This is a genomic window from uncultured Lamprocystis sp., assembly GCF_903933125.1.
Lineage (GTDB): Bacteria > Pseudomonadota > Gammaproteobacteria > Chromatiales > Chromatiaceae > Thiodictyon.
The window spans coordinates 1-11,837 of sequence record NZ_CAIZIZ010000131.1 but is presented as its reverse complement, the minus strand read 5'-3'; the positions used below and the strand labels follow the sequence as shown (position 1 = coordinate 11,837).

Sequence of the window (11,837 nt, the reverse complement as noted above, 5' to 3'; positions counted from 1 at the left end):
GTCTTCCGCAGAGAATTCGCAATTGTACATGTCATGGCTCTACTGAAACTTATGAGTGTAGGGCTAGATTACCCGTCTAACTGGCTCAGGTCGCACGAAATCTGCTATCCCTAATACCGCAATTTATGCCTATAGCAAGTAAAGATGTGTCTGCCAAGCTGATTCCATCTGCACTGCGAGCTGTTGCAGTTCCGCAAAAAATTCACAATTCGGATGCTGGCGGATACCATCGCGAAGAATGGGTAGGCGAACCTTCTCATCGAGTGCGCTTGCGAATTCTGCGGTGCGCACGGCGACAGCCAATGTGGCTTCGTCCAGTTGGTTGGGATTAACCAGCAGATCAATCTGGCCGTTAAGCCATTGGGGCTCTAGTGTGCTTTCGCTTAATGCCTGCAAGGAAGACTGGTTCTCCCCGAGTTGTTGGACAGTGCGCTCGACATCCGAAAGCGATGCGGCCGAATCTGCCATTTGTTGCTGACAGATTCCCAAGTCTCGCCTGATCTGCTCAGCCAGTGTAGACAGCGGCCCATCGGTCGTTAGCAGAGCCGCATCCTTTGGCTGAATCGGGGAATATTCGTCGAAGGCCGCTTTTAGCTCGCCAAGTTCGCGCAGTACCGCGTCGATCTGTTCATGAATACCCTGCTGACGCAGCGACTGGATTCCCCGAGCCAGAGCGCTCGACATGGCCAGAAGCACGTCGCCGAGTGCCACTTTGGGGCCGAACCCTATCCCATAGCGCATCCGTACTAACTTATACCAGGCGCGTAGTTCGCTGAGATCGATGATGGCGGTATCGAGACCGCAAAAATTAGTTCCAAGAGCAGATTTGTAGCGGGTGTCGTTTTCCAGCGATTGCTTATCTTTGATATATAATTGCAACTTCTCTAGTCGTTTTAACAAATCCTTCAAACGCATCTCAGGTTTGGAGGTGATCTGAAGTAATAGCCTTCGTGATGCACGCCAATCTGCGTTAAACCAGCGGAACAACCCAGCATTATCGAGATGTGTCCGCAGTTTATCGATTACTTCTTTGGGTGGTAGTTGGTCGACTGCAAAGTAATGACTAAGATCGGCGTGGGATGACCGAAGAGCTTCGAGTCGCACCGTTAACGTAGGCAGCAGATCGTCCAGAATATCGTCATCAAAACATTCCCCTCGCAGTTTGAGCAGAGCTGGTCTCAACTGACCGACGAGTTCGATTAGCGCACGGAATTCGCTGATACCGATCTCGTTCGGTTTAATGACATCCATGTAGGTATGGCCTAAGCCGATTGCAACGTCCGACATGGGCTGACCCAGTTCGTGGAGCCGGTCCTGTAGACGTTCGATTCGCTTGAGATATTTAGCGACTGTGCTTAGGTCCCCTTGACCGGCCGCTCCAAGTTGCCGTAGTGCGGTGCAGGCGGCCCTTAATTGACTGTGAGCTTCTTGATCGTCGAGAAACTGTGGATTTAGCTTGACGGCCAATTCGCGATGACAGTCGCGAACGTTCCGTAAGAGCTTTAAGTGACGATTAAAAACGACAAGATTATCTCCGTGCAGGTAGTGAAGCGCCGCAAGAATTTCATCTCCGTGAAGTGATGGAATAATTTTCAGTGCATTTTTGAATCCCTCAATTTCATCGAACTTTTCTTCATGCAGAGCACCACCATTTTGTTCTCCGACCTGAATATCAGTGTCCTTTGCCCTAAGTTGGAAATATGCGGCCACCATCGTCTTGTTAAGTGTTTCAAGTGAATCCTGCCACCTCGAAAGGACTGCTCGCACACGTTCATTGTCAAAGATCTGTAGATTTCTATTGCCGACGCCATGCCAAGGATGACTTCTGAGGTTGTCATTCTCACCTAGTTGAATCGCGATCAGTTTATAGACATCGGCAAATTTGCAGATAGTGTCTCGGCTCAGGCGCTGAATGTCGCAGTTGAATGTGTGCCCGTCGTATCCTTCAGGATGAAGATTAATGGCATCGATACCAAGCGACTCTCGGTATCGGCTCGCCGCCATTAGAATTTCATGGATAGTTTTCCCAGTATTTTTCCAGTGACTATTGATTAGATTCGCGTGACTGCGCAGTTCGTTTTTCAGTTCCTCATATCGCACGATATCGGCCCCGATCTGCTCTGGATTGCGATACGTATCCTGATTCCGTAGCCGTGTTGCGATATCATCAAGCACCTTGCGTTTTTGTGTCTTGTGGCTGTGCAACTCCAAGCAGAAATCCCCCAGTCCTGCATGATCCAAGCGCCGCTTGACTACTTCCAACGCCGCCAGTTTCTCGGCTACGAACAACACCTTCTTTCCCTGTGCTAAAGCAGCAGCGAAGATGTTAGTGATTGTCTGGGATTTCCCTGTTCCTGGCGGCCCCTCAATGACAAGATTCTTGCCTTGAATGGCATCGATCAGAGCGCTATGTTGGGAGCTATCGGCATCGTCGATGACTGGATAATGCTCGTGCACCTTCGCTAGGTCGTCGATAGCATACTCATTGCTAAAACTGTTGCCACCGCCACTTACCGTTTCATTATTGGTGACAAAGAAACGGTTGACAATCGCGTGATTTAAAATTGAGCGCTCCTTTGGCCAATGTGCGGGATCTAGGTCTTGGTACATTAATTGTTTACTGAAATTAAAAAGGGCGATGGTGGCGTGACGGCGGATTTTCCATCGTCGATCTTGCTGATTCGGTCCTGCGATTAGTCGTTCGACATCAAGAAAATATTCTTCGGGTACTGACGAGTCGTCGAGATCGGGTATTGCAAGTCCGAAGTCAGTGCGCAGTTTCTCGCGCAGCGAGAGGTTTGGCAGGATATCCTCACCCGTGAAGGTGATCGTGTAGCAGTAGGTGCCGCTGGCCGTATCAAGCCGGCCTTTTGCGATCCGTACTGGAACCAGCAGAAGCGGAGCTAATCGTGCCTTATCGCTGTTCTGGCTCTCGAACCACTCCAGAAACCCGATGGCGGCATAGCAAATATTTGCGCCCGTCTCCTCAATGGCTGTCTCAGCTTTATTACGTAGATCTCGCAGTCGCGTCTCCAACTCCTCCGGAAACATCAGGGTCTGGATGACCTTATCCACATGCCTGGGTTGATTTTCTTCGCTGGCGTCGATATTCGGAATAGGTAACTCGTAATCAGTATTGTAACCGCGTAGCCGCGCCCATTCCGCTGCCGTCGGATCCTTCTTGATGCGATTACCGGACGTTTTCTTCGGATCAACCGTGATGTATCCTTGATCGGTGAGATCTTGTCGAGACGGCGTCGGGATCGCTTGGGGCCTCTGTTCATCTTCCGACAGCAGCGTCTGGTGAAGTTCGTTCGGAATCTCATCGATGAGTTCCGCGACCGTTGAGTCTTTTTTGATGCGCTTGTCAAGTGTAGTCTCCAGATCAGCCGTAATGTATCCTTCATCGATCAGATCTTGTCGTGACGGCGTCGGGATCGCCCGGAACCTCAGCTCTTCTTCCAACAGCAGCATCCGGTGCAGCTCGTTGGGAAGCTCGTCGATTATGCGGATACTTCCCTGGCGGCCATAGGTGAAATTCAGTAGACGGTTTCGCCCAGTTAGGTCAAGCAGCCTGTGTCTGAGCTTTTCGAGAGAGTCTATTGAGACGTTATCTGGAACGGAGGCACTCATCGGAGTCGTATTCCTTGTTGAATTTGTCAGATACTATTTTTTGCTCGAAATATCGCTAATGCGGTACACGGACTTTATTAAGCCGGGAAAACCCCCGGCTTTGCCGGGGAGACAGCAAAAGTTTGACATTTCCGGGAGTCCATCCAGGAAACTCCGCGTTGTGAGCGGCCAAGCACGCAACACTGGAGAATCCCGATGGACGAACCTGAGAGCCTAAGCCACTCCAAATGGGAGTGCAAATACCATGTGGTCATTATCCCAAAGTGCCGCCGTAAGACGTTGTACGGGCAACTGCGGCGACACCTTGGCGAGGTGATCCGGAAGCTAGCCGAGCAGAAGGAGCGTCGCATCTTGGAGGGGCATTTGATGTCCGACCATGTGCACATGTTGATCGCGATCCTGCCCAGTATGCCGTGTCGCAGGTAGTCGGCTTCACCAAAGGTAAGAGCGCGATCCACGTTGCCAGCGTGTACGGTGAGCGTCGGCGCAACTTTGTTGGGCAGAGTTTCTGGGCTCGGGGGTATTTCGTCTCGACAGTTGCTCGGGGTGAGAACACGATCCGTGAGTACATCAAGAACCAAGAGCAGGAGGATACGCGTCTCGAACAGATCAACCTCTGGGGCTGATTCGCCACCTTTAGGTGGTCCAAGAACCGCGGGGCCGCGTTAGCGACCCCGTAGCCGCTTCGAGCGGCTCACGAATGAAAGCCCCCGGCGGATCGACCGACCGGGGTGACACTGACGATCTTTGGTCGTCGTGGCCGCCCGGCGGCGTTATGGACAGCGAATCCTCGCCAGCAAGCCCTGTTGCTGCAGATCAGTTGCGGTGACCTCATTCGGCCCGGAGACTATCACCACCGATTTGCGTCAGAGGTTTCGGATCGACAGGCACGTCGTGACCTGTCCGAACTGGAGGAGGTGGGGTTACTGCTGCGCATTGGCAGGGGCGCAGGTACGGTTTACCAGCGGACCAATCGGACATGGGAGGACGGGAAGCGGACATGAAGCGGACGTCTAACAAAGTATGAAGATGCAGGGCCAGGCACGCGAAATATTGTGTAATCAATAGTTTCCGAGCACGAGGAGACAATCTAAAAGCTGGCCGGCTTGTTGTTGCGGACATGTCCGGACAAAACCGGACATCATCGCCAGCCGCTTCAGCAGCCTGTCGGGTGTTCCCGCTGCGCGCTGGCCGACATCGCGGTAGACTGCCGGTATAGCCGTCGGACGCGATAACCGGACGTAGGGGCGGGTTTCAAACCCGCCCCTACACACAAGGGTCTTTCCGGATATCAGGTACGAAGGCTATACGACATCTGAAGGCGCCCGACCACGAGCAAGTTTCGCCCGATCGATCGCGACATCCTCATGCGGTTCCTGCGGCGGGCGCGTGCGGACCGCAATGATCAAAGCCGCCGTGCTTGTGATCCGGCCGGACAGAACAATTTGAATCCTCAGCGAGTTCCGCTTGCTGATTCGACCCATTTCGACGCAACAGCGAGGTACGGCAGCCATGTCGTCCCAGGTCATTCCCGAAGCCGATTATCTTATGCGCATGGCGGATGGGACCATCAAGCAGGTCAATCCCTTCACGCACACGGAGGTCTGGACGGTTCCCGGCCGGGGCAATCGACCGCTGGGGGTGAGTTCGCCCAATCCGTCGCCGCTGAATCCTGCCGCGCACGATGCGCACTGCGCATTTTGCGCCAGCCGGTATCTGGAAACGCCGCCCGAGAAAGCGCGCTTGATCAAGACCAGCGATGGCAGCAAGATTCTGCGCCAGGTGTGCGCCGAGCATCTGTTCGACACGGTAGCCGAATTTCGCCGTATTCCCAACCTGTTCGAAATCGTGTCCTTTGACTATTGGCAAAAGAACTTTGACTACCGGATGCCGGACCACATCGAAGCGCACAAGTGCCGTTATCTGGCCTCGGAGTTGGGACGTCAGCATGTCCTGCAAGTGGTGGATCAGCGTCTACGGGCATCAGGGCTTGATGAGGCCGAGCGCAACCGGCTGTCTCTCGACGAGCGTCTGCAACTGGCCAATGCCTTCTTCGGCGGTGGTCATGAAGTGATCGTCGCCCGGCGTCATTATGTCGATGGTGCCACCCATGACCATCAACTGGTGTCCTCGGGAAGCCTGACCCCGCAAGAGCATGACCAGTATATGCGCTTCACTGTCGATGCGCTGCGTGATATGTATGCCAACAACCGCTATATCCGCTTTGTCGCGGTGTTTCAGAACTGGCTGAAGCAGGCGGGCGCCTCATTCGATCATCTGCACAAACAGTTGGTGGCGATCGACGAGCGCGGCGTGCAGAACGACTTGGCCTTGCGGCGGGTACGGGACAATCCGAATATCTATAATGAAGCGGCGGTCAATTTCGCCGCCTACCGCAATCTGGTGGTGGCCGAGAACGATCATGCCGTGGCCTTCGCCGGCTTTGGTCATCGCTTTCCGACGCTGGAGATCTTCTCCAAAAGCGAGCGCAGCCAGCCGTGGAGCCACTCGGCTGAAGAACTGCGCGGCATGTCCGATCTGGTGCACGGCTGCCATGCCGCCGCCGGGCCGGACATCCCCTGTAATGAGGAATGGTACTACAAGCCGCCCGATGTGGATGTGCCGATGCCCTGGCGCATCCTGATCAAATGGCGTGTCTCGACACCGGCGGGATTCGAAGGCGGCACCCGGATCTACGTCAATACCATTGACCCCGAGGCGCTGCGTGACCGGGTGGTGCCGCGGTTGTTCCAGCTCAAGAACGAGGGCAAGATCGCCCCGATGAAAATCGCCTTCGAATGCGCCTGCACACCCAACTGCCTGCGTTACAACCCCGCCGTTCGGCAGCAGGAATCACCTGATCGGGAGTGTCCGCCGTGGTCTGAAGGCCCCGCGTCGGGGGAGTGATGTTTTCCGAATGCTCACGCGCTCGGTGTGGATGCGCTTGGTGGCCTTGGTCATGGTTCCGGCCAGTGCCCGTGCGTCGCGCACCGGAGGTCGAGGCTTTTCCGTGAAAGTCGCACAGCGACCCCGTGGGAGCGGCGTCCCGCCGCGATGGGGCCGGGTGCGCAGCCGCGGCGTTCGCGGTCACCGCAGCAACGCATCGCGGCGGGACGCCGCTCCCACGGAGGACTTTCATCTTCCGGGGTGGCTTGATGTTCCTTCCATGGTCGTTAGCCGGACCAGGGCTGTGCAGACGCGATGTCGACCGTAAAGCCTCGGCCTCCAGGCGGAAGACCTGGGCGGGCGTGGTCAGTAGTCAGCCGGCAGCACGATCTCGATCTTCAATCCACCATCAGGGCGGTTGCCGGCGCGAATACTCCCGCCATGTGTTTCGATGGCCCGCCGGGCGATGGCCAGCCCCAGACCAAAGCCGGCTTTCTTGACCTTGGTTTCGCTGCGGAAGAATGGCTCGAAAATCGCTTGCAGCTCCGCCTCGGGAACACCGGGTCCCCGATCTGAAACAGTCACCAGCAACTGGTTGGAATTGTCATGCCGGGTGATTTCCACCTCGACCGCGGTCCCTTCATTGGTAAACTTAACTGCATTGCGGACGACGTTTTCCAGGGCGCGGTGCAATAGCTCGGCGTTCGCGATGACCAGCGCCTCGCCCGCCCCGACGAATTCAACGTGGCGCCCGGTCGCTTGCACCTCGAACCGGGCATCCAGCGCGATTTCGCGGATCAGTTCGACCAGGTCGATCTCCTCGTCCGCAGGCCTCGCCATCCCTGCTTGCATCCGGGACAGGGTCAAGAGTTCGCCGACCAGTTGATCGAGCCGCACCGCTTCGCGCTCGATGCGATCCAGCGTGTCATTGAGCTTTTCGGGCCGCTGCCGCGCCAGGCCGATGGCGGCCTCCAACCGCGCCAAGGGCGAGCGAAGTTCGTGGGAGACATCGTGCAGCAACCGCTGCTGGGAACTGACCAAGGTCTGTAACTGCCCAGCCATCTGGTCGAAATGACGCCCGAGATCGGCGATTTCGTCACGCCGTCGCCCCATGCGCGCACCGATGCGCGTGTCGAGCTGGCCCGCCGCCGTTGCGCCGAAGGCCGCACGCAGGTGGCGGATCGGTGTCGACAGATACCAGGCGAGCCAAGCGCTGAAGGCGAGGCTCGCCAGGATGCCGATCCCAATCGGCAGGCTGGGCGGCAGATGATGGAGCGGCTCAGGGCCATCGGTCGGCAGGAAAAACAGACTGGTAACCGACGCCGCGCACCGTCTGAATCGGCGAACGACCTTCCCCGTCCAGGCCGAGCTTGTGCCGGATACTGCTCAGGTGAACGTCGATGCCGCGGTCGTAACGGGCCAGCGGGCGGCCCAGCGCCTGCTGCGAGATCTCCTGTTTGCTCACCACCCGGCCGGCCTGGCGCACCAGCACCTCCAGCAGATTGAACTCGGTGCTGGTGAGTTCCAGCGGCTCGCCGCGCCACTCCAAGGCCCGCCGTTGCGGCCATAGCGTCAGTGCCCCGGCGGTCAAGGGTCCGGACGACGGACCGGCTGGCTCCGGCACCTGGGTGCGCCGCAAAATGGCCCGGATGCGCGCGACCAGCTCACGCGGGTTACAGGGTTTGGGCACATAGTCGTCCGCGCCCAGTTCGAGGCCGATGATACGATCCACGTCGTCGCCCCTGGCCGTGAGCATCAGCACCGGGAGGCGGCTGTCCTGGGCACGGATGCGGCGCAGCACGTCGATTCCGTTCAAATCCAGCGACCCGGTCGTGGCCGGCACCTTCGAGATCGCGACGCGGACTGCTGCCGCAAGTCAGGCCGTTGACCTGTTCGGCGTCGCACTGCGGCTCCACAAGGATCTGCTGATCGGCGCCGGCCTGCTGGTCGAAATCGCCACCTACGCCATGGTCGCTCTCCTGATCGCCGGACTGGTGTTTGGCGCGCCAAAGCTGCGCAACACCCTGGGAGGTTGGCACCGGGGCATCGGCTGGTTCGCGTTCCCGCTGGTCGCGCGGCTGCCGGTGACCGGACTGCTGATGACGCTGCATGTCGGCAAGCTGATCGCCGCCGTGGCTTTGATCGGATTGACTGTCACCGGACTCTATTCCTGGCTGCGCCGCCGGCCCCAACAGCGCCGGATTGGACGCGTTTCGACCGAGCAGCGATCCCAGGCGTTGCGTCTTGCGTCGTCCATTGACCCGAAGCGCTCGACTGTCTCTTGAGTCACGCCAATGCCCGCGCATGGTAAGCCAGATGCTCGCCGATGAAGGTGGCGATGAAATGATAGCTGTGGTCGTAGTCGGGCTGCATTCGCAGGGTGAGGGGAAAGCCCAGTTCCTCGCAGGCACGTGCCAGCGCCTCAGGCTTGAGCTGCCCGGCGGCGAGAAACTCATCCGCGGTGCCTTGGTCGATCAGCAGCGGGATCGGTGCGGCGCCCGCACGGATCAATTCAGTCGCATCCCAGGCTTGCCAGAGTGCCTGATCATCGCCCAGATAGGCGCTGAAGCAGCCCCGGCCCCAGTCGCAGTCCATTGGATGGCAGACCGGGGCAAAGGCTGATACCGAGCGGTAGAGGCCGGGGTGCTTCAAGGCGCTGACCAAGGCGCCATGGCCGCCCATGGAATGACCCATGATGGACCGCCGGCCAGGCACCAGCGGCAATGCGCGCTCCAACAGGGCCGGCAGTTCCCGGTTCACATAGTCGAACATCCGATAGTGCGGGGCCCAGGGCGCCTGGCTTGCATTGACATAAAAACCGGCGCCCTGACCGAGATCGTAACGGTCCGGGTCATCGGCTACATCGGTCCCCCTGGGGCTCGTGTCAGGCATGACCAGCGCGAGGCCCAGCTCGGCCGCATAGCGCTGTGCTCCGGCCTTGACCCGCACGTTGTCGTCGGTGCAGGTTAGTCCGGAGAGGAAATACACGGCGGGTACCGGGCCGGTTTGCGCCTGCGGCGGCAGATAGACCGAAAAGGTCATTCGGCAATGACAGCTCGCGGAGTCGTGGGTGTAGCGGTTCAGCCAGCCGCCGAATTCGCGGATATGTTCGATCTGTTCCATGGCGCGCGTTCTCAAAAAAGGATGACGGAGCGGATGCTCTCGCCGCTGTGCATCAGCTCGAAGGCGCGGTTGATGTCTTCAAGCGGCATGGTGTGAGTCACCATGCGGTCGACCTCGATCTCGCCGGTCAGGTAGCGCTCGACATAGCCCGGCAGTTGGCTGCGGCCCTTCACGCCGCCAAAGGCCGTGCCCTTCCAGGTGCGGCCGGTCACCAACTGGAACGGCCGCGTGCGGATTTCCTGCCCGGCGCCGGCCACGCCGATGATGGTCGACACCCCCCAGCCCATGTGGCAACACTCCAGGGCCTCGCGCATCACGTCCACGTTGCCGATGCACTCGAACGAATAGTCCACGCCGCCGTTGGTCATGTCGACAATGGCCTCGGTGACGCTGCCGGTGAGATCCGCGGGGTTGAGGGTGTCGGTCGCACCGAGTTGGCGTGCCATCTCGAACTTGCCGGGATTCATGTCGATGGCGATGATTCGCGCCGCCTTGGCCATCACCGCGCCCTGCACCACCGACAGGCCGATGCCGCCGAGCCCGAACACGGCGACCGTCGAGCCGGGCTCGACCTTGGCGGTGTTTAACACCGCACCGATACCGGTGGTGATGCCGCAGCCGAGCAGGCAGACCTTGTCCAGCGGCGCCGCCGGGTTGATCCTGGCCAAGGCGATTTCCGGCACCACCGTGTACTCGGAGAAGGTCGAGCAGCCCATGTAATGATAGATCGGCTTGCCGTGTTGGGAAAAACGGCGGGTGCCGTCCGGCATGTAGCCCGTCCAGACCGTGGAGGCGATCGACTGGCACAGGTTGGTCTTGGTGGAGCGGCAATAAGCGCACTCGCCGCATTCCGGGATATAGAGCGGGATGACATGGTCGCCCGGCTTGAGCCCCGTCACGCCCGGTCCGCACTCGACGACCTCGCAGCCGCCCTCGTGGCCCAGCACGCAGGGGAAGGCGCCCTCCGGGTCGGACCCGGACAGGGTGAAGGCATCGGTATGGCAGACCCCCGAGGCCACCACCTTCAGCAGGACCTCGCCTTCTTTCGGGCCTTCGACGTCGATCTCTTCGATGGACAGGGGCTGCGCGGGTGCCCAGGCAACGGCGGCTTTGGATTTCATAGTCATCTCCGGAGGCGGCTGGTGATGGGATGGATGGTGTCGGCGGTGGTCTTGATCATGGTGCCGGCCGCAAGAAAACCGGAGGTCGAGGCTTTAGCCGGTCGACATCGCGTCTGCGCGGCCCTGATCCGGCTAAAGCCTCGACCTCCAGTGCACGACGCCCGAGCATTGGCTGGAATCGTGATCAGGGCCGTATTGTAGCCTACTGAGATACTGAACAGCCGACTTGGCGCCATTCGCCGCCGACTGAATCATTCGGTCGGCAGCCTTGCCCTCGTTTGCTTCAGCCATTCGCTGCACAGCTTACGAAACGATCGATGCGCTCAAGCGCCGCAGCAGGACAGGTAACGCGGCGACCTCCCCGTCACCCTCGACGATGGCCGAGACAGTGCTCATGGTTGGTACTCGCCGAATAGATCAGCCTGGCTCTGTGACTGTAGCGCCAGGACAGTCGCATCGGGCGCCAATTGATTCAGCCGCAGCAGTTCTCCGGCCGAGAACAGATGCTCGCGCATCATCGATCGTGACGCCTCATCCAAGGGTGCGATACGCGTCTCGCCTCCCTCAGAGATCACGGCCAGCAACGAATCCGTGCTCAAATCGGGGTCGTCGAGCAGATCCGGGCTATGGCTCGTCACAATAACTTGGGTATGCGTAGAGGCACGGGTCAGCGCTTCGCGCAACGCGGCGCTCGCAGCCGGATGCATAGCCGTCTCGGGTTCTTCGATACCGACCAGGGATGGCGCATAGTCGCAGTTCCCCTGAAACAACGCGGTCAATACCCCGAGCGCACGCAGGGTACCGTCGGACATATTCTGCGCCAAAAAACGCGAGGGATGCTTGGCCGCGGCCATCTCCTGCCGAAACTCCAGAGTCTCCATCGGACCGATCTGCTTGCGCTCCAAGCCATGCACCATGGGCACAACGCTATGCAGATATCGAGACTTTATTAATTATGCGGACAAACTGCTGGCATAAATTGTATGCGGCAAAAGAAAGAACGACTGGATTCGCTTGATGTCGCTTTTTAGCGATTTCAAGGCAGAATTTAGTCTGTTTTTGAGATCATCACGG

At 58.6% G+C, this 11,837-nt stretch carries 8 protein-coding genes and 1 pseudogene; 3 read left to right on the top strand and 6 right to left on the bottom strand.

Features of this window, described 5'->3' with window-relative positions:
* Positions 1-129: 129 nt before the first annotated feature.
* A complete protein-coding gene (locus tag QZY03_RS06295) occupies positions 130-3,633 on the bottom strand; it encodes a DUF4011 domain-containing protein (RefSeq protein ID WP_295579178.1) in 3,504 nt (1,167 codons plus the stop codon).
* A gap of 195 nt (positions 3,634-3,828) precedes the next feature.
* Here QZY03_RS06295 and tnpA point away from each other — a divergent pair.
* Both tnpA and QZY03_RS06285 read left to right on the top strand, forming a co-directional pair.
* Positions 3,829-4,259 (top strand): annotated as a pseudogene (gene tnpA, locus QZY03_RS06290) (IS200/IS605 family transposase).
* A gap of 886 nt (positions 4,260-5,145) precedes the next feature.
* Positions 5,146-6,540 carry a DUF4921 family protein gene (locus tag QZY03_RS06285; protein WP_295579175.1) on the top strand — a complete coding sequence of 465 codons (1,395 nt, stop codon included), beginning with the start codon at positions 5,146-5,148 and terminating at the stop codon, positions 6,538-6,540.
* 345 nt (positions 6,541-6,885) lie between these two features.
* On the opposite strand, the gene QZY03_RS06280 is transcribed toward QZY03_RS06285, so the two are convergent.
* Positions 6,886-7,752, bottom strand: a complete 867-nt coding sequence (locus tag QZY03_RS06280) for an ATP-binding protein (protein WP_363169921.1) — start codon at positions 7,750-7,752, stop codon at positions 6,886-6,888.
* Between the two features lie 46 nt (positions 7,753-7,798).
* A complete protein-coding gene (locus QZY03_RS06275) occupies positions 7,799-8,362 on the bottom strand; it encodes a response regulator transcription factor (protein WP_295579172.1) in 564 nt (187 codons plus the stop codon).
* Between QZY03_RS06275 and QZY03_RS06270 the strand changes: the two genes are divergently transcribed.
* Entirely contained in the window at positions 8,352-8,804 is a 453-nt protein-coding gene (locus QZY03_RS06270) for a PepSY domain-containing protein (RefSeq protein WP_295579170.1), read from the top strand. The two genes, QZY03_RS06275 and QZY03_RS06270, sit on opposite strands and share 11 nt — an antisense overlap.
* Before the next feature lies 1 nt (position 8,805).
* On the opposite strand, the gene fghA is transcribed toward QZY03_RS06270, so the two are convergent.
* The 3 genes from fghA to QZY03_RS06255 form a co-directional block, all read right to left on the bottom strand.
* Positions 8,806-9,642: an S-formylglutathione hydrolase gene (fghA, locus tag QZY03_RS06265; protein WP_295579167.1), complete on the bottom strand. Its 837-nt coding sequence runs from the start codon at positions 9,640-9,642 to the stop codon at positions 8,806-8,808.
* Positions 9,643-9,653: 11 nt separating this feature from the next.
* Positions 9,654-10,763: an S-(hydroxymethyl)glutathione dehydrogenase/class III alcohol dehydrogenase gene (locus QZY03_RS06260; protein WP_295579165.1), complete on the bottom strand. Its 1,110-nt coding sequence runs from the start codon at positions 10,761-10,763 to the stop codon at positions 9,654-9,656.
* A gap of 392 nt (positions 10,764-11,155) precedes the next feature.
* The gene (locus QZY03_RS06255; RefSeq protein ID WP_295579181.1) at positions 11,156-11,680 is read right to left on the bottom strand and encodes an AAA family ATPase; all 525 of its coding nucleotides are present in this window, start codon (positions 11,678-11,680) and stop codon (positions 11,156-11,158) included.
* Positions 11,681-11,837 lie beyond the last annotated feature (157 nt).